A 25,851-nucleotide genomic window follows, 5' to 3' on the forward strand; every position below is an offset into this window, starting at 1 on the left:
TATTCAAAAAGTATTAGTTCTAAAAATACAATCTTTTTTAGAGGTATTTTGGGCTGCAAATCAAACAACTTTTAAAAAAGAATTTCCTTTAATTATTTACTAACCAAAAAATAAAATTCATGTTAATTTCAAAAGAATCTAGAATATTCATTGCTGGCCATAATGGTATGGTTGGCAGTGCTATTAAAAGATCTTTGACTAAGAAAGGATATAAAAATCTACTATTTGCCTCTAGAAATGATTTAGACTTACTAGACTTTGTTAAAGTGAAAGATTGGTTCAATAAGAATAGGCCAGAAATAGTAATTTTAGCTGCCGCTAAAGTTGGAGGAATCCATGCAAATTCCAAATATATGGGAGATTTTATACTAGAAAATCTTAAGATTCAAAATAATGTAATAGAAAATGCTTGGAAATACAAAGTAAAAAGATTTTTATTTCTTGGTAGCAGTTGCATTTATCCAAAATTTGCCCAGCAACCCTTAAAGGAAGAATATCTTTTAACTGGAGAGCTAGAAAAAACTAATGAATCTTATGCACTAGCGAAAATTTCAGGCATAAAATTATGTACTTCATTAAAAGAACAGTATGGATTTGATTCAATATGTTTAATGCCTACAAATCTATATGGTCCAGGAGATAATTATCACCCTCAAAATAGTCATGTTTTACCTGCCATGTTAAAGAGGTTTTATGATGCAAAAATTAAGGGTTCACAAGAAATTGTCTGCTGGGGATCAGGTTTACCTAAGAGAGAATTTCTCTATGTAGATGATCTTGCTGAAGCCTCTATTTTTATTCTTGAAAATATTTCAAGTGAACACAGAATTCTTTATGATGATAAAAAAAACTTTAATGGAATATTAAATGTTGGATTAGGTAAAGATATAAGTATAAAAGAATTAGCAAATTTAATTTCTTCGGCAGTAGGTTATGAAGGAAAAATAAAATGGGATTTATCAAAGCCAGATGGAACTCCGAGAAAGTTATTAGATGTTTCAAAATTGAGTGAATTAGGTTGGTCAGCAAAAACTGAACTACAAAAAGGGCTTGAATTGACTCTTAAAAGCTTTCTAGCAGAATCAAAAAACAAAAGTATTAGATATTAAATATAAATTATTCATCAAATTGATTAATAACCTTTAGGATTTAGCTGCTTCCATTTCCATCCATCTCGACACATATCTTCGATACTTCGAAAATAATTAATATTCATTTTAGAAATCAATAAAGAATTATCTGCTACTAAAAATGAACCATCCCCAATTCTTCTCTTTTCAAAAACAAAAGGGATTTTTACATTATTTACTTTCTCAAAGGTTTTAACCAAATCAAGGACTGAGGTGCCTATGCCAGTACCTACATTTAAGTATAGAATTTCAGGTTCACTATTTATTAAAAATTTTAAAACCTTAAGATGACACTCAGCTAAATCCATTACATGTATATAGTCCCTAACAGGAGTTCCATCTTTAGTTGGCCAATCATTACCATAAATTTTTAATATTTTCTGGGTTCCTAACGCAGTATTTGCAATCAGAGGAAAAATATTATTTGGCGTATCTTTAGGATCTTCCCCAAGCAAACCAGATGAATGCGCTCCAATGGGATTGAAATATCTAAGCGAAGCCAATTTCCATTTTTTAGCTGATGATTGGAATAAATCTTTTAAAAGCATTTCAATACTATATTTTGTATTTCCATATGGATTAATTGGTCCAAATTTAGAAGATTCATTCAACAAGCAATTATCTTTAGTTTCATAAACAGTGGCGCTACTACTAAAAACTAGGTTGTTACAATTAAATTCGTTCATTATTTCCAGCAAATTTATCGTGCCAACAACATTATTTTGCCAATAGTAAAGTGGTTCAACAAATGATTCTGCAACGGCTTTAAAACCTGCAAAATGAATTACACCATGAATTTCTTTATTCTCATTTTTGATCCTATTAAAAACTTCTTTAATGAAATATTTATCACATAAGTTACCCTTAAAAACCTTCATATTGATGTTAAGGTTATTTTTATTAGATTTATATGCTTCTAGAATTCTTTTTATTACTCTCTCAGAACTATTTTCAAATGAATCTATAATAAAAACATTAAAACCTTTTTCCAATAACGCTAAACACGTATGACTTCCAATAAAACCAGCGCCTCCAGTTACTAAAATATTTTTCATAACTTATTTTGACTTAATTGGTTCTCAATATAAAAAACTAGTATTATCAAATTCCATTTTAAATTATATTTTAAATAAAATCTATTTTTAATATTCAGATAAATAGTAATTCAATAATTAACCAATGGGAAAGTAAAGATCTTTCAAAATTGAAAATTTACTTTTAATTGTTAATAGTTAAGGGTTCCCACCAGTTCTTATTTTTTAAGTACCAGAGAATTGTTTTCTCAAGACCCTCTTCAAAGCTAGTTTTAGTTTCCCAATTTAATTCATTTATAAGTTTCGATGAATCTATAGCATACCTTTTGTCATGTCCGGGTCTATCAGATACAAATTTAATTAGATCCGAACTCTTTGAATGGTTGATTTTATAATTATAAGTTAATGCGTATTTATCAACTAATGTACATATTTTATTTATTAAATCAACATTTTTAACTTCGTTATTAGCTCCAATACAAAACTTTTGTCCAGGATTCGCATTTGAAATAACTCTGTCAATAGCTCTACAATGATCTTCAACAAAAAGCCAGTCCCTAATATTTAAACCATCTCCATAGACAGGAATTTCTTTACTCATTAGTAGATTTGTAATTGTTAATGGTATTAATTTTTCTGGGTACTGAAATGGCCCATAATTATTTGAGCAATTTGTTATCAAAGTGGGTAGATCATAGGTATCATTCCACGCTTGTACTAAATGATCAGCTGATGCCTTGCTTGCCGAATATGGGGATCTTGGCTTATAAGAAGATAATTCAGTAAATCTATTATCATCCGCATTTAAACTTCCAAAAACTTCGTCTGTACTAACTTGAAGGAATCTCCAATTAGGGGGCTTATCATTTTCTTCCCAGTATTTTTTAAAACATTTTAAAAGATTATATGTTCCTAAAATATTAGAATTAATAAAACTATCTGGTGAATCTATTGATCTATCTACATGTGTTTCAGCGGCAAAATTCAAAAGATATGTTATTTGGTAATTACCAAAAATGTTTAATATCAATTTCTCATCAGTAATATTACCTTTTATAAAATTAATTTTTGATTGATTGATTAAATCTTTAATGGAATTAATGTTGGAGGCATAAGTAAGAGAATCTAAAACAATAATCTTTTGATTTGGATATTTTTTTATCCAATAATGGATAAAATTACTTCCAATAAATCCCGCCCCTCCAGTAACTAATAAACTTCCCATAATATCTCAAGAAATTAGTTAAACGTAACTTTTTTAATTTGTATAGCTATATATTAATCCCTTGTCTAATGAAAGCTTAATAAAATTAAAACCTTAATTAAACAAATATATCGCCAAAATTTGAAATATAATAATTTTTGATTAAATAAAAAAAATTATTCAGAGTAAAAATTTTTATACCATTTAGCAAATTTAACAATACCTTCTTCAAGATTAGTGGTTGGAGTAAACCCTATCCAATCAAATAATCTTTTGGTATCTGCTGCTGTCGCAACTACATCACCTTGTTGCAATGGGTGAAATTCTTTTATAGCTTTTTTACCCAATGCATTTTCCAACAAATCAATAAAGTGCATTAATTTCACTGGCTTACTATTGCCTATATTAAAAACCCTGTGAGGAGCAAATGATGTTGAAGAATCTGGGCATTCGGTTTTAAAAGAATTATTTGTTGTCGCAGGTTTGAAACAGCATTTTTTTAAACCTTCTACAATATCACTTATAAAAGTAAAGTCTCTCTTCATATTGCCATTATTAAATATTTTAATGGGTTCTCTTTTTAAAATAGAGTTAGCAAAAATCATTGGGGCCATATCTGGTCTTCCCCAGGGTCCATAAACTGTAAAGAACCTTAACCCTGTAGATGGTATTCCATAAAGATGACTATATGCGTGAGCCATCATTTCATTTGATTTTTTTGTCGCCGCATATAAACTTACAGGGTGATCTACAGATTGATTCTCAACAAATGGTAAATTTGTATTCCCTCCATAAACTGAACTACTAGAAGCATAAACAAAATTTGAAATTGAGAACCACCTACATAATTCAAGTATATTTGCAAATCCTACTAAATTTGATTCTATGTAAGAACCTGGATTTATTATTGAATATCTAACCCCGGCTTGTGCAGCAAGATGTACTACGATTTCTGGACTATATTTCTCAAAAAGCTTTTTTATAGAATTATAGTCAGTAATATTTAATTCAAAAAAAATAAAGGATCCTGAAAATTTTTTCGAAGATTCTTCAATCCTTGATAATCTTGATTTCTTTAAATTTTGATCATAGTAATTATTTAAATTATCAATTCCGATTACAAAGTGACCTCCCTTAATTAATTCAATCGCTAATTCTGCTCCAATAAATCCAGCGGCTCCAGTTACTAAAAATCTTTTCTGTTTATAACTCATTATTAAAAGTCATAGAGAATATAATAAAATTTATAATAATTAATCTGATTTAAGAAATTCAAATTTAGAAAAATTATTTATATTATAAAGATATTTAAATTTGCCATTTGTAAAAATCATTTTTGATAATAGCATTAAAATAAAGTCTTTACGCCATTTATAAATATATAAAATCCATGAAATAATATGTAATCTAGCCGTTTTATTGAAAAAAATTGATTTTAAAATACCATTAGTTTGCGATGACTGAAACCTACCTTTATGTATTACTGACAATTTAGGATCGTATAAAACATTTTTTTTTGATTCTCTGGCCTGCCTACACAAATCAACATCTTCAAAATATAAGAAATACCTTTCATCAAATCCACCAATAGATTCAAAAAATTCTCTTGAAACAAATAAACAACATCCAGATAACCAATCTACTAAAACCGGCTCATCTTTAGAAGGCGATTGATAAATTACGCTTTTATAATTTTTAATATATTTATTATTAAAAATTAATCTATAAACTTTTCCAATCTTTTTTAAGTGACTTATTGGTTTGAAAAGGATTGAAGCAGGTGCAAAGCTAAAATAGGAATTATGAATAAAACCATCTTCTGAGTATATTTTTGGGGCACTAATGGCAACATTATATTTTTTGTTTTTTATATATTTCAAATGATTAAACAAATCCTCTTTTTTAGTATTAGAAAAATCAGTATCGCAATTTATAAATAATAATATTTCAGAAAACGATTGTGACGCAGCGAAGTTACAAGCAGATGCAAATCCATCATTTTTTTTTGATGGAATATACTTAATATTAAAATATTGTGAACTTAAATTATTAACTTCCTTTTGAAAATTATTTATTTCATCAATTGAAGTGTAACAAAAAGAATTATCTCTTATAAAAATATTTATATTAACTTTTTCCTTTAATAAAAGAACTTTTAAAGAATTTATGCTCTTAAGTGTATCTTTAAAGCTAAAGAAATTTATATAAATTAAATCAATCTCTAACATAATAAGTTTTGTCTTAATTTAAATTAATTTTTCTCTTTTAAAATATTGTTAAAATTAGTATTTAATAATAACCATCCACTCAACAGATAAAAAAAGAAAGTAGGAAAATAAAAAGCGGCGTTGATAATACCATTAGTAGCTTGAAATGTGATAAAAGTGGAAATTAAAAACACTGATGTAAAAGTTTGTTTTGTTTTAATAGCATAAAATAATAATAATAAAATTAACGCAATGAATAAAAGTCCAAATAGAATTCCAAATTTTTGCAAAACATCTGGGAAAAAACTAAATGTAAGATATTGATTCTCATATGGACCAATTAAAGGAAGCCTATCAAAATGAGATTCAAAGAAATGAATGATTCTCAAAAATCTTGGAGCATTAATATCATAAGGATCAAATATATCTAATTCTGTAGTATTTCTAGAAATAGAAAAAATAGATTTCAATCTTAAAAGGGGGCTATTATAAAGAAAAATTGAAATAGTTAAGAATAGAGAATTTAAAATTATATTAATTTTATTCCTTTTTTTCTTTATGATTTCTTTTAATAGAAAAATGAATATAAGGAATATAAATGAAACTCTTGAATAAGTATATATTAAAAGAATTGAAGAAATAATAAGTAATAAATTCTTAGATATAAATTTAGGTATAAATTCTCTGTAATATATACAAATAAGAATTACAAGGGCAAAGAGAAAAGAGCTACTTACAGAACTTGTAAAAATACCACTAAATCTATAAAAAACAGGATTAATACTTCCACCAGATGAAATAATTGTGTTTGTTTCTCCGAAATCCGAAGGGAAAGCACCAATAAATTGAAAAAATATATATGCGATGTTTAAAAATGTTAAATAAATTATTGAATGGATTACATATATTGGGGAATTACGCGAAAGGTAAGCAATCGAAAGAGGTATAATTATATTTGCAATTTCATAAAGACTGTCAACAAATGATCTATATTCCTGACTAAATATTGAGTTAAAAAAAATCATAAATAAAACTATCATTAAATAAAATAAAAAATATTTAAGTTTTATTTTGTAAACTTTTTCCCCTGTAGTTTTTTTTATGATAAATAAAGCTATTAGAGCTACAGATAAAAAAACGTATAAAGAGAAAAATGGTCTTATTGGCAAACTACCAGAAAATTTAATTCCAAAAACATAACATAATAAAGAAATAGGATTAGCTAACAAAAATAAAATTATTTTTTCTGTATTAAATATATATTTTGAAAAAGAATTAATCACTTATTAAAGTATTATTTATAATAATAATAATAATAACTTAATCGTTAAAAAGAATAATGAAATTAATAGTTTTCGAGCTAAATGAAATACCTAAACGAATACTAGATGATTTTGAAATAAAAAAAAAGGTATTTAAGAAATTCAGAAAAAAAGCATATAATTTCAAGACATTCGTAGAAGATGATCCAATATTATCCCCTTGGACTACATGGCCTACAGTTCATCTTGGTCAAAAACAAAGAATTCATCAGATTGAGGATCTAGGACAAGAAATTGATCAAAACAACTCAAAATATAAGCCAATTTGGGCTGAACTCAAAGAAGAAAAATTTGAAGTTGGTGTTTATGGATCTCTACACTCAAGTAACATTCCAAAAGATATACAAGAATATTCTTTTTATATTGGAGATTGTTTTGGGAATAACCCTATTGCTAATCCAAAACAAGCTATAGATTTCAATAGATTTCAACAATCTATTATTAAAAAAAATTCTAGGGAAATTCAAAAAAAATTAGGTTCATTTGAATTAAATGGAGTTAGAGCTCTTAAAAAATTAGGAGTATTAGGAATTTCATCTTTATCAATACTAAAACAATTATTAAGTGAAATAATTAATAGAGATAGAGTGTCTAGAAGAAGGGACCTGATGGTAGAAATAAACTATTTTATATTTAGAAAATTATTGAAAAATTGCAAACCTCACTTTTCAACATTCTTTGCAAATAATGTAGCAGCAAGCATGCATAGATATTGGGAAGCTTCTTACCCTGAAGACTATAAAAAAAATATTCAAGATCCAGAATGGATTAAAAAATATAAAAATGAAATTTGGCACTCAATGGATATTTCATGGATGATTATTAAAGATTTAATAAAGTTTATAAATAAAAATAATGATTTTAGATTACTTATTGTTTCTTCAATGGGGCAAGAAGCAATTGAAGGCTACAAAATTTCTGAGAAGCAATGGCAAACAAATTCCATAGTTGAAAGTTTGCATAAGTTAGGAATAGTTGAGAATAAAGATAAAATCGAAGAAAGAACATCAATGTTCCCTATCTATTCAATAAAGGCTGAAAAATCTTTGATTCGCATTATTTGGGGAAATATCCAAAAAGTTTCTTATAGTAAGGAATTGAAATTTAGAACAAGGTTACATAAAAACGAATGTAGTATTAGTTTTGAGATTGCATCCGCTGAAGAAGAACCATTTCTGAATTTTAGAGGCAAAAAATTTTTACTCAAAGATATTGGATTTAACCAAATCGATGTTAAAGAGACTAAAGGTACAAGCGCATATCATCAGCCTGAAGGGATAGGTATCTATTATGGTTTCAAAAATACAAAAGAAATCAATGCACTAGGGTTTCAAAAAATATTAAAAACACATAACTTAAAAAAAATAATGAAAAATATTATTTATACTAACAATTAAATTATTAATGCCAAAAATATATTTTATTGGAGGTTCAGGTTATTTAGGTAATTATATTTCAAATTACATACCTCAAGAATGTTTTAATTTAAGAAGTTGGGAATTGTTTGATGAAATAGAATCTAGTTCAACATTACTTTACTTATCAGGTGAATCTAATACAAAATTATTCGAAAATTTAAGTTTTTCATCTTTAAAATCATATCAAAAAAAACTTTTATTTTACTGTAAGAGAAAATTAAATCTTATTTACTTTTCAAGTACTTCTGTTATGCAGAGTCCAATTACTAAATATGCAAAATTCAAGTTGGAGTGTGAAAGAATTTGTGAAGATCATGGGAAAACTATAATTAGATTATCAAGTGTATTTGGAGGAGAATATAAGCGTAATATAATAGTAAATGATATTTACAAAATAATAAATAATAAAAAAGATAAACTTATTTCACCTAATAGTTACGTTAATATTTCCTCTATAAACTCATTAACCAAATCTATTTTCAAGATTCTGCAAATAGAGAATAAGAATCATATTTTTAATCTATGCATGAAAAATTCTATCAAGGCATCTGATTTGCTTGATATTGCCTTTTTAATAAAAAAACAAAACAATGTATCTTTAAATTACATTAAAGAATTTGAATCTTCAGAAACACTTAATTATGATACTTCAAGCTCTGAAAAATTTTTATCCTGGGATTCTAAACTTCCAATTACAGATCTTAAAAAACATTTTCTTAATTTATAAATGCGAATAGCTCTTATCCCAATTGAAAGCACAACAAGAGAAATTCAAAGTAAATTGCTAATATCTTCCGAACTTTTTAAAAACGGCTGGATAGTTATATTAGGTAAAAAGAAATTTATATTTGACTTAACTAAGCTACTAAAAGATTGTATTTTCTTGGATAAAGGATATAGCAAAAAAGAAAGTGAGAAATTATTTATAAATTTAAAAAAAAGGAACCACAAAATTATTAGTCTTGATGAAGAGGGAGCTATAGACGCAGAAGGCATAAAAAATCTTGACAATAGGTATACGCCTGAATTATTTAAATATTGTTCAAAAGTTTTATTTTGGGGCTTAAAACAAAAAAATCATTACGCAAAAACAAAATCTCAAAAAGAAAAATCAATAGTTACTGGACATCCTAGATTTCATAAAAGAAACAAAAAAGATGTAAACCTCAATAAATCCTACATTCTTGTTTGTACAAATTTTGGTTGGGGAAATAATTATCTTGGCGATAAATGGATTGTAAAAAACTATCAGTCAAGGATAAAAAGAATAAAAGATTTAATCCTAAACGATAAATTTAAGTTGGAAATTGTTAAAAAAATTCTTATCGAACTTAATAATAAGAAGCTAAAAACTGTACTAAGAATTCATCCAGAAGAAAATACAAATTACTATAAAAAATTAATTAGTGCAAATAAATTAGATAATTTTATACGGTTAGATAACCAAAATACTGTAACCGAGTGTATTGAAAAATCAAGATTAGTTATCCATTGTGATTCAACTGCAGGATTAGATGCTTATTTACAATCTAAAAAAGTATATTCTTTTAATAATAAAAAGATATTAGATCAATCTTTAATATGCCAATTACCATGCTTAGTTAGTGAAAATTATAATTTAAATGAAATCATTGATCATAAAAGATCATTTATTCATTTAAATCATGATTCAAAAATAAATGAATGTTTTAAAAATTTAAATTCACAAATGGATTCCATCAAAGAAATAGTAGATGCATTTAATACTATTTCTCCAAAAAAAATAATAAAAACTAAATTAAAATTAACCATAGTAATTTTTTGCTTGATAGTATCTATAAAGAATACATTGTCAGATTTAATACATATAATTATCTATAGAAAAAAAATTATTTCAGATTTAAAATTTAAGGGATTTTATAGATACATAAAGTCAAAATTAAATTTCAAAAAAAAGAAATGGCTACCTCCAAGGATTTTATGTAATAATTTTGGAATATGGATTTAAATTAAATGAAAGTAATTTTTCACTCCACTATAGTAATCTTAAAAATTATAAATGAAGAATAAAAACTTTAAATTTAAAGGAAAATTATTCTTAAAGCTTAAGAATTTAATTGACTTTGATTTAATTTTAATACTTACTAAATTTTTAAACGGCGAAAGGAAGTTTGAGTTATTAGGAATTTTAATCCTTATGACTATCGCCAGTATTGCTGAAATAATTGCTTTAGCGTCGGTATTACCATTTTTAACCTTAGTTATTGGTGGGACAAGGGAATTTGGTAGTGGTTTAATAAATACTCTTTTTGAATTGATGATAGGAGATAATACAAATCCAATAATTCAGAAGATTAGAGTAGTTTTGATTTTCTGTGGACTTAATATAGTATCAGGAATATTGAATTTACTGAATGAATTTTTTTATGGAAGAATATCTGCAAGAATAGGTATTGATTTAGCAAAAAAAACCCACTCAAGCACATTTACAAATAATTTCAAAAATATAAAAATTGATAAACCTGACAAAATAACTTCGAATCTTACTCAAGACATTACAAGAACAATAAATGTCTACAGATTTTATATTCAAATGTTATCTTCTGCATTTCAAAGCTTTTCGGTTTTATTTGTTGTTTTATCTCTAAAAGTTAGTGAAACCTATTTCTTTGCTGTTATTTTGATACTATCCTATGTCACTTTAACTGCATTCTCCAAAAGAAAACTTAGAGTCTTGAGTAAGGTTATTGCCGAAGTAAACACTAATCAAATTGCTTCTATAAATTATTCTTTCGCAAACGCAAGAGAAAATATCCTAAGAAATAATTTAAGTTCTATATTTAAAGCCTATATAAAACAAGAAACAAAATTGAGACTTGCGTCAGCGAATACAATATTCTTTAGTGCTTTTCCTAAATATATTTTTGGACCGATTGGTATTTGCTCAATTGGTTTATTTTCATTAATTTTATCTATGCGCGTCAACTCATATGAAATACTTATTTCAGTAGTGGGGGCTTTAGCATTATCAATGCAAAAATTATTGCCTGCAATGCAAAATATTTTTAGAATGTGGACAGGGATTCAATCTAATATGGCCCCTGTATATAGATTGAAAGAGAGGATAAAATTTAACAATAATATTACTAATTATTCAAAAGAATCTTCTACGAAATATTCCATATTTAAAACCTTCCCTTCAATAGAATTTATCAATTGCATTGTGAAATATCCTTCAATTGATAAAAACATAAGAATTCCAAATATTAAGTTAGATTCTTTATCAAAGGTTGGCTTAATTGGTTCTTCAGGAAGCGGCAAAAGTACCTTATTAGATGTTCTTGCTGGAATAATTATTCCAACATCAGGCGAAGTTTTATTAAATGACAGAAGTTTCAAATATAACCAAGATATTTTAAGAAAATGGAGAAATTCAATTGCCTATTTAGCTCAAGATTATTATTTAGAATCATCTACTATTCTTGAAAATATATTAGCCAATTCAGACTTAAACAAAAACAAATTAGATGAGGTTTTAGAGGTTGCACAAGTCAGTGAATTTCTTAAAAAGTTACCTAATGGTCTTGATACTATTGTGGGTAATAGAGGTTTATTATTAAGTGGAGGACAGAGGCAAAGAATAGCAATTTGCAGGGCACTTTATAGACCTTTCTCTCTATTAATTTTGGATGAAGCAACAAGTTCATTAAATAAAAAACTTGAAAAACAGATAATTAATAATATTTTTAGCCAGTATAAAGAAAAATCAATAATAATAGCGACACATAACCAAAACGTTTTAGAAAGTTGCAATGAAGTATATGATCTAGATAAATTAGTAAAAAACAAATAATATGAAAATTCATATTGTTTTCCCTGAGAGCGAAAAAAGTAAAGACATTCCAGAACAGAATGTTAAACCAGTAAACAAGAAATCACTTTTATATAGTGCCTTAGATTTTTCAAAGAAAATTATTTGGATTTTTAAATTTGTTTTCCCCACTTATTATCCTGATATTCTGAAAGAATCAAAATATGTTGGCAATAAAAAAATATTAAAATTTCCAAGATCTTTATCCATTCCTCATAATTTAATTTCTAAACTAGAAAAATACTATTTAGCATTATATAGATGCTGCAAAAATATTATAAATTCAATGAATGAAGAGAATATTTCATACTTAGTTAAGTAAGATGTTTTGCTTAATATGTGGTTCAAATAATATTAAAGAATTTGAATTTCAAAATCCATTGACTTTGAATCTATGCAAAAGATGTAATCACATAATTTTCCAAAAGAAAAAATATTTAAAAGAATCTAATGACATTCAAGATAAGAAAATTATTTGTTCTGCTATAAAAAAGAAATTCATATTCAATAGTATTTTAAAAAATAAAAATATTATCTTAAATGTTTTTCCTAAATTGATTCTTAATACTTCCCAATTAGAGAATAATGAAATAAGATCAGTTATTCCTAAAACAAGATTATTTGAAATAGAAAAAATAGAAAAAAGATTTAAACATTTTTCTAAAAAACTAAAAAAACGGCCTAATATTATTGTCTTAAACTATTTTGATATTTACTCAGATCCAATTTATAATTTAAAAAACATATCAACGATTGTCGATAAAGAAACTATATTAATAGTCAGAATAAATGGACTAAGAAGTTTAATATCAGAATATTTTTTACAGAAAAAATCAAATAAATCATTTTTTAATTTTAAAGATGAATACGCTAATAGAAATCATTTATTTTCAATTAAGTCAATTTGCTATCTATTAAATTTATCCAACTTTAAAATTGATTTATTGAATTTTATAAAATTTGAACCTTTCGAATTTTTCAAGTTATTTATGGGGCTATTTATTTCAACAAAAGGTGATATTGATATTTTCATTAAACAAGATATCTAGTGTTTTTTTTTCTAATTTTTGTCTTTATATGTATTTGATATTTCTTCGAGTTTAAGTTGATTTCCTATATCATGCCAATCATCTGTAAAAGGATATATTTCTGTTTTTAAACCTTTATTTATTGACCTAATGCATAATTCAGGAATATCTATTTTTTCATCCTTTGATATTAAATTTATAATACTTTTATTCAAAACATATACACCAGAATTAACGTATTCAATATTTACAGGTTTTTCAGAAAAGTTAACAATTGAAAATCCATCTGTTTTTACTAAACCATATTCACTTTTTCTCAAATATTGCTTTACTGCCATTGTGAAATCATTCTTTCTTGAAGAATGAAATTTGAATAAAGCTAGCAAATCAAGATCAGAAATTACATCAGAATTTGTTAGTAAAACCTTATCAAATTCTTTTAATAATTTAGAATCTAAACTACCAGCGGTGCCCCTTTTACTAAATTCATCTATATATTTAATTTTTACACCATATTTTTTTCCATCAAGCAAATAATTCTTTATTTTATCTTTTAAGTAATTAACTATTATGTAAATCTCTTCAAAGCCATATTTTCTGGCTTTTTCTATAATATGTACTATTAAGGGTTTATTGTTTAAAGGGATTAGAGGTTTAGGAGTTTTATGAGTTAATTTCCCCATCCTAGATCCCAATCCACCCGCCATTATTACAAAAATACTTTTAGAATTATTATTTTCGAATGATTCATTTTCCAAAGTGGATAAATATATATTATTTTCATCAACTAATGGGACATAATTTATGCCTTTAGAAAAGGGGACATCAATTTCTTTATTAACCCTAATGTAATTTTTATTGCAAATTTCTAAAGCATTTAAATTCTCCAAAGAATTTGTTATTAAAGCTCTTCTGATATCCCCGTCAGTAATTGTTCCCAAGCATACTTCATTGTTATCTATAACAACACAAAATTTATAATTATTGAGAACTGATAATATTTCTTTTAAAGAAGCCTTTTTATTTACACAAAAATGATCTTTCATAATAAACTCCAACCATTGTCAATAACTATAACTTGCCCTGAAAATTCTGAAGATTCTGAAGTAATTAATTCAATCATATTAGCTACAGAGGAAGGATTAACTAAACCTTTTTGTGTACAACTTTCTTCATATCTTTCTAAAAATATTGGATTATGCTTTTCACCTTTTATCCCTCCAGGGGCAACAGCATTACATCTCAAAAATGGTTTATATCTTACAGTTGTATCTTTAACTAAAAGATTTAAAGCAGCCTTAGCCATACCATATTCAACTTGAGTTTCCATCCCCAAGTCTTCATAGTGAGAAAACTTTGGAGCCCTGAATGCTTTAACTGAACTTGTAAAAACTAAATTTATATTTTTTTTATTTTTTATACAAAAACTTCCAGCGGCTTTGGCTAATAAAACTTGTAAAGATATCATCCCATGCCAGAAATTTTGGATCTCCTGAATAGTTTCAGTAGATTTATTTTTATTTATCAAAGTGCAATCGATAATATTTATAATGTCACTTTCTTTATCAAATAAATTAAAAAATAAATTTTTAATTTGATGAAAATCATTAATTTTCAGCAAATCATACTTTATGTAATTATCGAATATATTTAATTCAGGTTTTTCAACTATATCTATACCAATTAAATAATCTTCCCTTTTCATACAATTTCTTGAAACTTCTTTACCTAAAAGTCCATTACAACCAAGAATTAAAGTTTTAATCATTTACTCATTAGTATTTTTGCTAATTCAAGATCAAAAGTCGTATCAATATCAATACACTCCTTTTTTTTCTTTTCCAATCCAAGGATTTTCAAATCGAATAATGAATTGCACTTTAGGATAGAAGATACCTTAATGCAATAACAAACTGTCGTCATATCATAAGCTTTTTCACATGATTGTCTATTAACTTCTCTTTTAAGCCCAGAATAATTCTGAAGATAATTTGAATTATTCATCTTTTTTAAAATATTAAAGTCTGGATGTCTTTCAGCCTTTTTTATTACAATTGCACCATCACTGTTTGGATTATTAAGAACTAATTTTACTATCTCCTTTAGAGTTTTCACTTCCCTTAATGGAGAGGTAGTTGGAGCAATTAAAAGATTATCTGTAACACTTATTTTTTTTAAAGCTAATAAATAATGACAAAATTCTTTCCAGGCATCAACTTCAGATGAATTATCACCACAATTATTCTTATTTCTTAAAAAAATATTTATAAAGTTTGATCTTCCTATATTTAATATTCTTTCATCATCGCTACAAACAAAAATTTCCTCACATACTTTACTTGCTTTTAGATGATCTATTGCAATTTGTACTAAACTTTTTCCATTAATTTTTTGTAAATTTTTATCAGGGATTCCTTTTGATCCCCCTCTTGCAAAAATTGCTCCTATTGTAACCACAAAATTTCTTTACTTAATACTGCATAGTATAAACCTCTTTCATAATTACAAAAATATTTATATTTAACTCCATATTCTAATGCAGCTTTTATTTGCCTTTTAAAACTTTTGTTTCTTTCTTCAAGAAATAAGTCTGAAGATTTGAGGGAGCCTTTATAGAAGCGTTTTAATTTTTGACTTAAATGATCATAAATTAAATTTGTTCCGTTTTTAAATCTAATTTCAGATACTCTTGATTCAAGAGATGATGCAAAAGAGATGAAAACTGAACTTATAAAATTTTTCTCAGTTTGTTTATTAATTAATAAAGCACTATCTTCCACATCAAAATTTTTAAATTTTTGCTTCCATTTATAACCAATCTGTTCTTGTATTTTACCACCTAAAAATTCGCATAAATCGATTTCATGACTTAATTCATTTAGCACACCACCACCCTTTCTTAATTGTAGAGAAGTCGATTCACTTAATTTCCTTAAATCTTTTCTTCTCCAATTATTCAAATCACTCAAGCATTTCATAGTTATAGAGTCAATTTCCGAGTTTTCCAGGATAGATATTTTTTTCATCTCTTGTATGCCACTTTCAAATCTTTTATTAAATCCAACAATAATTTTTTCTGAATGTATGCAAGAAATTTTTTTGTAGATTAATTGATATGGGAAAAGAGGTTTTTCAACAATAATTAACTTCGCAATGTTTCCTAACAAATTTATATCAACAAGATGTCTAGAGGCACTAGAACAAACTATTCCAATTTCACAAGTAACTTCCTCAGGATGACTAACTCTGAATTGATTTTCTTCTAGCCATTCTTTTCTATTTTTAGAAGGAGAAAAAATATGAACATTTAATGACATCTCTTCACATATTCTGTAATGTCTAAGAGCAATACTTCCACTTCCAATAATAAAAATATCTACATGCTTCATGCCCACTTTTTGAATAGAATTTCATTCCTACTTTTACTATTAAGTATTCCATCAACATGTTCATATAATAAATTGCAGGAATTTTTATTACTATAGGGATTTACAACTTCTTTTGGCATAAACTTAGATAGTGCAAGCAAATTTTTATAAATTTCATTTGCATCTGCCTTTATATCTATTTGTGTGGAGGCTTTTTCTCTTCCAGTTTGTCTAATACCTATATTTAACCCATTTGCTTTAAAAAAAGGAGCTTCCTTGATTATAGAGCTGGAATTACCACATAAAGTAACACTTTTTTTTCTGGCAAGGCCCAATAAAGAATGGTATCTATAACCTCCTAAGCTCTCAATATATTGACAATTATGAATGTTTGATATTTTTTGCTGAATTTTCCGAAATATTATTTGGTTCCCTTTATCAGGATTTGGGGAGGTTATTATTATGTCAGCTTGAACTTCTTTTGAGAAAATTTCTAATCCCTTTAATACCTCTTCAATTTCATATTCAGTAATTTGTTCAGACCTAGGAATAGGATGCATAGTACAAATCACAAGAGGTCTATCATCTTTTAATTTCAATTGATGAGCCACTATTTTCGATTCCTTTAATGGAATTATTTTCATATCACCATAACTCAATAAACCTATTTGTTTGATTCTCCACTTCTCCTCTCCAAAATTTTGTAGGACCTCCGTACCTTTATAAGTTGAACAAGCGTGGATATGTGAAATTTTCGAAATACAATGCCTTAGTTGATCGTCATAAGTTCCCCCTTCGGTGATATCTCCAGCTTCAACATGAAAATTTATCAAATCGGCATGGAATGTTGCCAAAGCAAATGCAAAACTTTCATATCTATCAGCATATACCAAAGCTAAATCTGGTTTAATAGATTTTATAATTTTATCGACCTTACACGAAATATTCGATATTTCTTCGATGTGATTTTTATTTTCAAATTTCAGACTTTTTATTTTCCCACAAATATTTATATTATCGTTGATTATATCCTCTAAAGTTTTGCCTTCTTTTTCCTCAAGAATTCCGCCAGTAACAATAAGATTTAGTTTGTATTTATTACTGTTGCAAAATTTCTTAAATGCAGGCCTTTGCAAATAATAATCAGCTCTGCTGCCTGATAACGCTAAGATACTCTTCATAATTAAGGACCAAACTTATTTAATCTAATTAATCCATTTTTTTAGAATATGGGATCCATTTTTTATTTTTTGATTTGAAACTCTGCCAAGATATTCGTAATATTCACTAGCAAAGATATCACCCTTAGATGGTCTTTTAGGCACGCAATTTTCTTCTGTCAATTTTTCTCCAATATTTATATCTCTTATAGCGACTAAAGTGGCAAATGCAAAATCTCTTGTATTCTGCTCTTCTATAAGGGATTTTTCTTTAGTACCCCCTCTCATTTGAAACATTAATTCGCTTTCTTCTCTTAATGAAGACAATTGCCCTGGATCCATGGAATTGATAATATCAGGTCCTTCTCGATCAAAGGAGTCAGTAAAGTGTCTTTCTAAAATTACAGCTCCAAGGGCAGTAGCTCCTAAGCATGCCAGATTTGAAACTGTATGATCTGATAATCCAACATTATCGTAACCTGCTAGCTCTTGAAGTTCTTTTAAGCCTCCAAGCCTAACCAATTCATATGGAGTGGGATATAAATTTGTTGTATGCATTAATATAACTTCTGTTTTAAGACTTCCTTTGACAAAAGAATATGTCTTTTTACAGCTCTCATAAGTATTCATCCCAGTACTAATTATCATTGGTTTTTGATAATTAGCAATCGTCTTTAAGACATGAAAATTATTACATTCTCCAGAGCCAACTTTAAAAGCTTTTACTCCAAATTCTCCAAGAAATTCTGCAGCTTTGGCTGAAAAAGGAGTGCATAAATACTCGACATTTAATTTCTCAATAAAATTCTTTAGTTCATATTCTTCGTCAATTGTGAGAGAACAGTCTTCCATTATATGAAAGATAGACTTATCACAATGTGAAGGGATAACTTTTGTTGCCTCTTCTGACATCTCAGCATTAGGTATGTGTAATTGACTCTTTATAATATCTGCTCCATTGATAGCAGCTAACTCAGCAAGTTTTTTGGCTTCATCTAATGATCCATTATGATTTATTCCAAGCTCAGCTATAATTTTTGGTCTAAAACTAATGCCAATATCAAGTTTGCCTATTTTCATATTATGTAATAACCACTTGGTTCTTTGTTAGATTTATAGAATTCTACTGTCTTTTCCAAACCTCTCTTAAATCCGTCTAATCCACCATATTCAGGCTGCCAGCCTGTAATTGATTTTATTAAAGAATTATCTCCAAAAAGTCTTTCTACCTCAGAAGCCTTAGGTCTTAAACGATTGTTATCCTGTTTTATAGGTTTGTTTATACCTAAAATCTCCTGGATTATTATTACTACCTGATTAATACTAACCTCAAAATTACTCGCAGAATTTAGAACTTTACCTTTACATTTATTAGAAGCAAGTATTGATGAGAATGCCCTACAAGTATCCTCTACATAATTAAAATCTCTCGTAGTTTCTAAGCTACCTAATTCAATATATTCTCTTTTATCATCAAGAAGTTGATTTATTATTGTTGGAATAACTGCTCTTTGAGATTGTCTTGGGCCATATGTATTAAAAGGTCTTAGTATTCTTACATCTGTATCAAATGACTTTTCATAGCTTAAAGCCAATTCATCACAGGCAATTTTGGTAGCTGAATACGGCGATTGTCCTACTTTTGGATGAGATTCATCTATAGGAATATATTGTGCAGAACCATAAACTTCACTTGTGGAAGTTTGAATCAAGATTTTTTTGGTGGATTTAATTTCTTCCAAAATATTCATAGTTCCAATTATATTAGTGTTTACGTAGGATCCAGGAGATTTATAACTATAAGGTATACCAATTAAAGCTGCCAAATTAAAAATAGCCTCCACATCTATTAAAGCTTCTTTTATAAAACTTCTATCCGATATATCGCCTATAATTATCTTATTCTTATCTAAATTACCTAATTTAATAGATTCTTCTAAATTACCATAGTTAACTTTAGAAGAATATTTAATCATAGGAATAACATCAAAACCCTTTTTAACTAATTCTGCAACCAGATGAGATCCTATAAACCCTCCTGCACCTGTCACTAAAACTTTCATTATCAAATTAATCCTAATTAAATATTAGTATTTTTGAAGCTATAAAGAAAACTTTGAAAATTTAATTTCATAAAGATATTTTCAATTTTTGCTAATAAGAGAAATAAGCTTCTTAGTTCTTATATCCCAAGTATATTTAGAGATCAAATCTTTAAAAGCGTTATTAGCTATTTCGCTTCCTAATTTATTATCTTCTTTCAATCTCTTAATAGATTTAACCCACATTTCTGTATTTTCTGCTGAGCATAAAATACAATTAATTTCATTGCTGAGAACTTCTTTAATCACATTAAGATCAGAACTAATAATAGGAACATTTGTCGACATATACTCGAACATTTTTAGAGGTGACATCCATCTAGCAGTATCTAAACCTCTGGAACCAACTTTAACTATTTTCTGATAAGGCATCAAAAGTACATTGCATTTTCTTTGAAAATGACGGGATACATCACAAGGTAAACATCCAAGGTATATTAAATTCTTGAATTTTTTGTTTTTTAAATATTTAGAGGCTTCTCCGGAACCTGCAATTATAAAGAAATTATTCTTGTCTTTTTGAGAAATATCAATAATCCTTTCAACGCCTTTACCCATATTTAAAGTTCCAAAATAACCACATATGAAAAATCCTCTAGATTTCATATCATCTATTAAAGAGTCAAAATGTAAATATTCAGGGAACAAAGCTTTATTACTTTGAATATCAGAGGCATCAGGGAGGACAATTTGAAAACTAGATAATTTCTTTTTTCTAATCTTTTTGGACATAAAAGTTCTAAGTGCATCTGATATGTAAACAACTTTTGTATCTTTACCAGAGATAGCAAAAATCTGTAAAAACCTTTTCATAAAGTTTTCTTCCACATGATGAACCTCAAATATATGCTTTTTCTTGAGTAAGGTTAGTAAAAATGAAACATAAAAATTTCTAGTCAGGATTGTGCCTAAATTTTTTTTCGATATGAGAGATAAGCAAAAATTTATTAATATAAAAAAGTTATTTGTGATTCCTAAATATGTTTTTGTTGGATTTAAAATAAAATTAACATGGCTCAATCCATACTTTTTTTTAATCTCTTTTTTTAGAAATTTCTTTTCAATTTTCGTTGAAAAATAAATATCAATCTCATAACCTAATTTAGATAATTCAAAACATTGTCTTATTACTTGAATTGAATTTGCAGAATTACTAGGGATTTCACTTGAACTAACATATGTAATTTTTTTTAATTCCATCGCCCTAAGAGATAAATATACCAAGTTTTAAAGTATTTGTTTACATAAAATTAGTAGAACATTTGTAAAATATAAGATCAATATACTTAAAAAATAAATTGAAACTTAACTTAATTTTCCTATGAGATGTTAAGTTAAACAAATAATTATTTTGAATCATTGACTTACAGAATTATTTTTGAAATAGCCAACAATCATCAAGGTAGATTAAGTCATTTTGAGGGGATTCTGAAGGATATTACATCATCAATCAATTCTTATTGTGATTATTTTGATTTCATTGTGAAGTTTCAATTCAGAGATATTCCATCATTTATTGACAAAACGATTGATCCCAACTCTAACAAACATATCCCAAGATTTCTTGAAACCCAATTAAGTGATGAGGATTGGAAAAGTATTTTTGAATTAGTACACAAAAACAATCTAAAAGTAATGGTTACTCCATTTGATGAAGCTTCTGTAGCCAAAGCTATAAATTATGGAGTTGACGAGCTTAAGATAGCATCATGCTCTTCAACTGAATGGAGCTTAATAGAAGCCTGCACTTTAACAAAAAAACCTTTAACCATATCAACCGCTGGAAGAAACTTAAATGAGATTGATAATATTTATTCTTATTTATCCAGAAAAATGCCAAATAAATTCACTATCATGCATTGTTGCGGGATTTATCCAGCTCCATTAAAGAATCTTAACTTGAGTTTTATTCCTAAAATGATAAAAAGATATCCTTTGGCATCTATAGGTTATTCAGGCCATGAAGATCCTCATAATCACAATATCTCCTCATTAGCTATAGCATTAGGAGCAATTTCTCTAGAAAGACATGTTGGGAAAGTAAATGAAGAAAAAAATATCAAAATAAATGCCTACAGTGTAGATAGTAAAGAAATATCAAATTGGCTTGAATCTCTTAAACAAACTATTGATTCTTTAGGATCTCTTAAAACAGATAACTACTACTGTGAAAATGAAGCTAGTGCATTGGAATCTCTTCAAAGGGGTGTTTTTACACGAAAAAAAATAAGAAAAGGAGAAGTACTAAACCTTAGCAATTGTGAATTTAAGTTCCCTATTCAAAAAGGCCAAATTTCGGCCGCTGAATTAACTTCAATTGATAATAAATTTATAGCAAAACAAGACTTAAATGAAGGCTTAAGACTAAATAGAGATCTAACTTTAAATTCAGTTTCTGAAAATGTTTTTTTAAAAAACTATATTCATAAAATCAGGGGACTTATTAATGAATATTGTGAATATATACCAAATGAAGTAGAAGTAGAAATATCACATCATTATGGTATTGATAAAATTTTTGATTACGGTTGTTGCATCATCAATATTATTAATAGGAGTTATTGTAAAAAGCTAATATTAATGACTAAAGGACAAAATCACCCTACTCAATATCACCTAGTAAAAGAAGAGACCTTCAGGATACTTCATGGAGAAATTGAATTAATTTTAGATGGCAATTCAAGAATTCTCAAGAAAGGCGACGAGGCTTTAGTTAGATCAAGTATAAAACATTCATTTAATGCTATTTCTGATTGCATAATCGAAGAATTATCCACAACAAGCATTAAAGAAGATTCATACTACTCAGATAAAAAGATTAGTGATCTTCCCAGGGAGCATAGAAAAAGTATTCATAGCCTTAACCATGGTAAATATTAAATGTGACTTTCATTTTTGAATATAAAATAACGACAATGCTGTTTGAGTATAAAAGTTAATTTAGAAATAGGTAAAGGTGCATAAAATCTTTTAGATAAATTGAATCCAAATTTTGCCAACTTATTAATTAATTCATTGTCTGAATAATTTACCTTATGATCGTTATCACCCAAGAAACCCTTTATTCCTGGAACCCCTATTAGTAAGATCCCATTTTTTTTCAATATTCTTTTAATTTCAAGTATTAATTTATCTGGATTTTCTATATGCTCCATAACATTGTCAAGTAAACAGCTATCAAAACTATTTTCCTCAAAAGGCAGCTTATCTTGTTTTATTAATTTAGCATTTAAATTTTTTTTCAAACAAATTTCTACTGTATATGGGTTGATATCAACCCCAATAGCTTCTATGTTATCTTCTAAAAAATTACCAATTCCACATCCAATATCCAATATTTTTCCTTTCAAGTTACGAGATAAAATTTTATGAAGCCAAAATTTTTTATAAAGCCTACCTTTAAAACTTTTTTTTGATAGGTATTTTGCATAGTCTTCGTAGCTAATCATTTTATACCATTTATAAGATTTAAATATTTATTACCACAGTAGTTCTGGGAAAAATTTGATGGCAATAAATTATTATAAACTTTTCTATTAATGGATTTTTGAGCCAAATTTATCATTGCTATCGATAACTCATTATCATTATCAAACAAAACTACATTATTACTATCATTATTAATAATATCCTTATTACTATCCACATTCCTAAGTACACAAGGTATCCCCATATACAAACTTTCTAATACAGCTCGAGAAGTGCCTTCAGAAAAAGATGGTAACACCATAACATGAGTCTCAGACATGTATTTATAAGGATAAGTTTTATGTCCAATAAATTTAATTTTATTCTCTAAATGAAGATTCCTGACTTTATTTTGCATTCTTTTTAATAATGGTCCGGTACCTATAATAATTATTTCATAGTTTATATTCTTTATTTTATGTGCGGCATCAATTAAAGACTCTATACCTTTTCTTTTTGTAAGTAACCCAACAAAGCAAAACTTGTATACACCATTATATTGCATAGGTCTGTTGAGATATTTCTTTATAACATCCTCATCAATAAAATTATTAATTATTTCAACATCTTTTTTACTAAAAAATTTTACTTGAGAAAACATTGTTCTATTCATTGCGATTCTTAAACTATGAAATCTCATCATAGATAAATGAATACATGCCAAGAAAAAACCAAAAATCTTGTAGTTGTAAAGATAATTTTTAATCAGATTTCCTCTTATACTAGTAATAGTGATTGAAAAATTATTCATAAATATATTTACTAAATCAGCGGAAAAGCACATCGATAATGAAATATTATTTTCCTTAATACCATTTTTAAAATAAATAGATTGAATCTTCTTTACCTTGGAAAAAAAGTTTACTTTATTTAAATAGATAACTTTGACTTTATTATTTAAGGGTATATTTAGACCTCTAGCTTTTCTTAAAAATATTATTGTTGTAGGTATAAAGTTAACTAAAAAATTAGCTAGAGCGACAGCACCTTTTATTGGTCCTGATAAGTTATCTTGAGGTAAAATTATAAAAAATTTCTTCATATACTAATTTTTAATAAATTAAGAAATCGCTTTTGCAAAAGAGAGGCTAATTATTTTTGTTCTTTCCATATAGTTAGACTGAATCAAAGCATAATAATATTATTATAAATTATATGAATTATTTATCATTGCATTTTTTTCTGGTTAATAAAAAAAATAGTTATGAATTTTCATGAATTAAAAAATCTTTAAAAACTTCTTCTTTTAAATTTATTTCTATCTAAGTAATAGGACTTAAAAACTATAAATTAAATAGAAGTATTTCCCTTTTTTTATTATGAGTTGAGTCTACTGAAATTAAATTATCTGATTTTATAAGTCTTGGATGTAAGTCACATCTGAATTCTTTTGTATATCTCATTGGTGAAGACAAATTTGCTATTGTTTTAATCTTCCTATTATTAAAGCTATATAATTTCTGAATTCTAAAAATGTCAGGATAAGTATCGGATATTATATCGAATTTATCTAAATGAGTTTGATGACCATCCTTATACAAAAGTTTATTTGATCTATTAGCATCTAATAAAATTTCCGAATCTCTTTCTATATCAAATATATGGTAAGTAAATAATTTAGATATTTTACCCAAACAAAATATTGATATATATCTATCGTCAATCCATGAAAAATGAGACGCAGTTGGAGTCTTAGTAATTTTCTTTATTACATTCCCAGATTTACTAATAATGTACAAATCATTAGATCTAATATTATTGATCTCTGATAAATGATAGAAACTTATCCATTTTCCAGTTTTTGAGGATCCTATATGGTTAATATAATCTTTTTCACTAATTTCCCTTTTTATAAAACCCAACCTTCTTAGATCTGATAATGAAATCAATATCCTTAACTTTCTTGTATCTATATCGTATTCATAAATATTTTGGCAACCATCGCCAACAAGAGGGTCTTTAATTTCTTCAATATTTTTTGAATGACCATATCCATATCCAGGTCTCTTTTTTTCTAATTCTGTAAATGATAAAGTATAAATTTTTTTAGAATCAGGGGAAATCTCAAAAAATGGATAAGGATAAAATATCTTTTCTTTGCTATCAATATTGATAATACATGTTGATAATATATTTTCATTATTCAAAGAATTAAAAACTAAATTAAACTTCTCCTGAGGATGCCATCTTAATCTTGATCCCTGCTGCCAAGACCAACAGGAGGAAGATGCTATTTTAAAAAATTCTTTTTTATTTTTTAAATCGAAATAACCAATATCTAAAACTAAACTTTCTGGAGAGTTTTTAGTGGCTAGCCTTCTTTTATGTGCTAAGTGTAATTTTCTTTCAGTATTAAATGGATCATAATCAAAATAACCAAAAAACACATCTTCTGATTTTGAGCATAATTTTATTGCTTTTTTGTAAGAAGAATTTGAGTATAGCCTTCCTATAAAATAATATATTTTTCTCATAAAAAAGTTTGCCAAAAAGGGTCTAAGAAATTCTTTAAAAATATTATGATTGCTATGTATCATTTTCATAACAAGTATCCTGATTA

24 protein-coding genes are annotated in these 25,851 nt (G+C 26.9%); 8 read left to right on the top strand and 16 right to left on the bottom strand.

The window, feature by feature from the left end; translation table 11 throughout:
* Positions 1-119 precede the first annotated feature (119 nt).
* On the top strand, positions 120-1,109 hold the full coding sequence (locus SOI86_RS03930; protein WP_320682293.1) for a GDP-L-fucose synthase: 990 nt from the start codon (positions 120-122) through the stop codon (positions 1,107-1,109).
* Positions 1,110-1,132: 23 nt separating this feature from the next.
* Here SOI86_RS03930 and galE read toward each other — a convergent pair whose 3' ends face one another.
* The 5 genes from galE to SOI86_RS03955 form a co-directional block, all read right to left on the bottom strand.
* Complete coding sequence (gene galE / locus SOI86_RS03935) at positions 1,133-2,185, bottom strand: UDP-glucose 4-epimerase GalE (RefSeq protein ID WP_320682294.1); 1,053 nt, start codon at positions 2,183-2,185, stop codon at positions 1,133-1,135.
* Positions 2,186-2,348: 163 nt separating this feature from the next.
* Entirely contained in the window at positions 2,349-3,389 is a 1,041-nt protein-coding gene (gene rfbB, locus SOI86_RS03940) for a dTDP-glucose 4,6-dehydratase (protein WP_320682295.1), read from the bottom strand.
* Between the two features lie 155 nt (positions 3,390-3,544).
* Positions 3,545-4,582: an NAD-dependent epimerase/dehydratase family protein gene (locus SOI86_RS03945; RefSeq protein ID WP_320682296.1), complete on the bottom strand. Its 1,038-nt coding sequence runs from the start codon at positions 4,580-4,582 to the stop codon at positions 3,545-3,547.
* A 39-nt stretch (positions 4,583-4,621) separates the two neighbouring features.
* The gene (locus tag SOI86_RS03950; protein ID WP_320682297.1) at positions 4,622-5,596 is read right to left on the bottom strand and encodes a glycosyltransferase family 2 protein; all 975 of its coding nucleotides are present in this window, start codon (positions 5,594-5,596) and stop codon (positions 4,622-4,624) included.
* Between the two features lie 23 nt (positions 5,597-5,619).
* Positions 5,620-6,858, bottom strand: a complete 1,239-nt coding sequence (locus SOI86_RS03955) for a hypothetical protein (RefSeq protein WP_320682298.1) — start codon at positions 6,856-6,858, stop codon at positions 5,620-5,622.
* A gap of 56 nt (positions 6,859-6,914) precedes the next feature.
* Here SOI86_RS03955 and SOI86_RS03960 point away from each other — a divergent pair, with 56 nt between their 5' ends.
* Genes SOI86_RS03960 through SOI86_RS03985 form a run of 6 tightly spaced genes read left to right on the top strand, consistent with a single transcriptional unit; the run spans position 6,915 to position 13,214 of the window.
* Positions 6,915-8,294 carry a hypothetical protein gene (locus SOI86_RS03960; RefSeq protein WP_320682299.1) on the top strand — a complete coding sequence of 460 codons (1,380 nt, stop codon included), beginning with the start codon at positions 6,915-6,917 and terminating at the stop codon, positions 8,292-8,294.
* 7 nt (positions 8,295-8,301) lie between these two features.
* Positions 8,302-9,042 carry a hypothetical protein gene (locus tag SOI86_RS03965; RefSeq protein ID WP_320682300.1) on the top strand — a complete coding sequence of 247 codons (741 nt, stop codon included), beginning with the start codon at positions 8,302-8,304 and terminating at the stop codon, positions 9,040-9,042.
* A complete protein-coding gene (locus tag SOI86_RS03970; RefSeq protein ID WP_320682301.1) occupies positions 9,043-10,302 on the top strand; it encodes a surface carbohydrate biosynthesis protein in 1,260 nt (419 codons plus the stop codon).
* A 51-nt stretch (positions 10,303-10,353) separates the two neighbouring features.
* Complete coding sequence (locus SOI86_RS03975; protein WP_320682302.1) at positions 10,354-12,147, top strand: ABC transporter ATP-binding protein; 1,794 nt, start codon at positions 10,354-10,356, stop codon at positions 12,145-12,147.
* 1 nt (position 12,148) lies between these two features.
* The gene (locus SOI86_RS03980; RefSeq protein WP_320682303.1) at positions 12,149-12,487 is read left to right on the top strand and encodes a hypothetical protein; all 339 of its coding nucleotides are present in this window, start codon (positions 12,149-12,151) and stop codon (positions 12,485-12,487) included.
* Between the two features lies 1 nt (position 12,488).
* Entirely contained in the window at positions 12,489-13,214 is a 726-nt protein-coding gene (locus tag SOI86_RS03985) for a hypothetical protein (protein WP_320682304.1), read from the top strand.
* An 11-nt stretch (positions 13,215-13,225) separates the two neighbouring features.
* Here SOI86_RS03985 and SOI86_RS03990 read toward each other — a convergent pair whose 3' ends face one another.
* The 8 genes from SOI86_RS03990 to SOI86_RS04025 form a co-directional block, all read right to left on the bottom strand.
* Positions 13,226-14,239 carry a sugar phosphate nucleotidyltransferase gene (locus SOI86_RS03990; RefSeq protein WP_320682305.1) on the bottom strand — a complete coding sequence of 338 codons (1,014 nt, stop codon included), beginning with the start codon at positions 14,237-14,239 and terminating at the stop codon, positions 13,226-13,228.
* Positions 14,236-14,961, bottom strand: a complete 726-nt coding sequence (locus tag SOI86_RS03995; protein ID WP_320682306.1) for an SDR family oxidoreductase — start codon at positions 14,959-14,961, stop codon at positions 14,236-14,238. The genes SOI86_RS03990 and SOI86_RS03995 overlap by 4 nt, the downstream gene beginning before the upstream one ends.
* On the bottom strand, positions 14,958-15,650 hold the full coding sequence (locus tag SOI86_RS04000; RefSeq protein WP_320682307.1) for an acylneuraminate cytidylyltransferase family protein: 693 nt from the start codon (positions 15,648-15,650) through the stop codon (positions 14,958-14,960). The genes SOI86_RS03995 and SOI86_RS04000 overlap by 4 nt, the downstream gene beginning before the upstream one ends.
* Entirely contained in the window at positions 15,638-16,582 is a 945-nt protein-coding gene (locus tag SOI86_RS04005) for a hypothetical protein (RefSeq protein WP_320682308.1), read from the bottom strand. The genes SOI86_RS04000 and SOI86_RS04005 overlap by 13 nt, the downstream gene beginning before the upstream one ends.
* Entirely contained in the window at positions 16,579-17,742 is a 1,164-nt protein-coding gene (neuC, locus tag SOI86_RS04010) for a UDP-N-acetylglucosamine 2-epimerase (RefSeq protein ID WP_320682309.1), read from the bottom strand. Before neuC ends, SOI86_RS04005 begins: the two co-directional genes overlap by 4 nt.
* Before the next feature lie 24 nt (positions 17,743-17,766).
* Positions 17,767-18,801, bottom strand: a complete 1,035-nt coding sequence (locus SOI86_RS04015; RefSeq protein WP_320682310.1) for an N-acetylneuraminate synthase family protein — start codon at positions 18,799-18,801, stop codon at positions 17,767-17,769.
* A complete protein-coding gene (locus SOI86_RS04020; protein WP_320682311.1) occupies positions 18,798-19,784 on the bottom strand; it encodes a GDP-mannose 4,6-dehydratase in 987 nt (328 codons plus the stop codon). Before SOI86_RS04020 ends, SOI86_RS04015 begins: the two co-directional genes overlap by 4 nt.
* 81 nt (positions 19,785-19,865) lie before the next feature.
* Positions 19,866-21,023, bottom strand: a complete 1,158-nt coding sequence (locus SOI86_RS04025; RefSeq protein ID WP_320682312.1) for a glycosyltransferase — start codon at positions 21,021-21,023, stop codon at positions 19,866-19,868.
* Between the two features lie 159 nt (positions 21,024-21,182).
* On the opposite strand from SOI86_RS04025, the gene SOI86_RS04030 reads away from it, so the two are divergent.
* A complete protein-coding gene (locus SOI86_RS04030; RefSeq protein ID WP_320682313.1) occupies positions 21,183-22,703 on the top strand; it encodes an N-acetylneuraminate synthase family protein in 1,521 nt (506 codons plus the stop codon).
* Here SOI86_RS04030 and SOI86_RS04035 read toward each other — a convergent pair.
* The 3 genes from SOI86_RS04035 to SOI86_RS04045 all read right to left on the bottom strand — a co-directional run bounded on the left by SOI86_RS04035 (position 22,700) and on the right by SOI86_RS04045 (position 25,765).
* Positions 22,700-23,272, bottom strand: a complete 573-nt coding sequence (locus SOI86_RS04035; protein WP_320682314.1) for a class I SAM-dependent methyltransferase — start codon at positions 23,270-23,272, stop codon at positions 22,700-22,702. The two genes, SOI86_RS04030 and SOI86_RS04035, sit on opposite strands and share 4 nt — an antisense overlap.
* Entirely contained in the window at positions 23,269-24,333 is a 1,065-nt protein-coding gene (locus SOI86_RS04040; protein ID WP_320682315.1) for a glycosyltransferase, read from the bottom strand. Before SOI86_RS04040 ends, SOI86_RS04035 begins: the two co-directional genes overlap by 4 nt.
* A 241-nt stretch (positions 24,334-24,574) precedes the next feature.
* A complete protein-coding gene (locus SOI86_RS04045; RefSeq protein WP_320682316.1) occupies positions 24,575-25,765 on the bottom strand; it encodes a hypothetical protein in 1,191 nt (396 codons plus the stop codon).
* Positions 25,766-25,851 lie beyond the last annotated feature (86 nt).

Origin of the sequence: Prochlorococcus sp. MIT 1314 (assembly GCF_034093315.1) — a bacterium.
Classification (GTDB): domain Bacteria; phylum Cyanobacteriota; class Cyanobacteriia; order PCC-6307; family Cyanobiaceae; genus Prochlorococcus_A; species Prochlorococcus_A marinus_Y.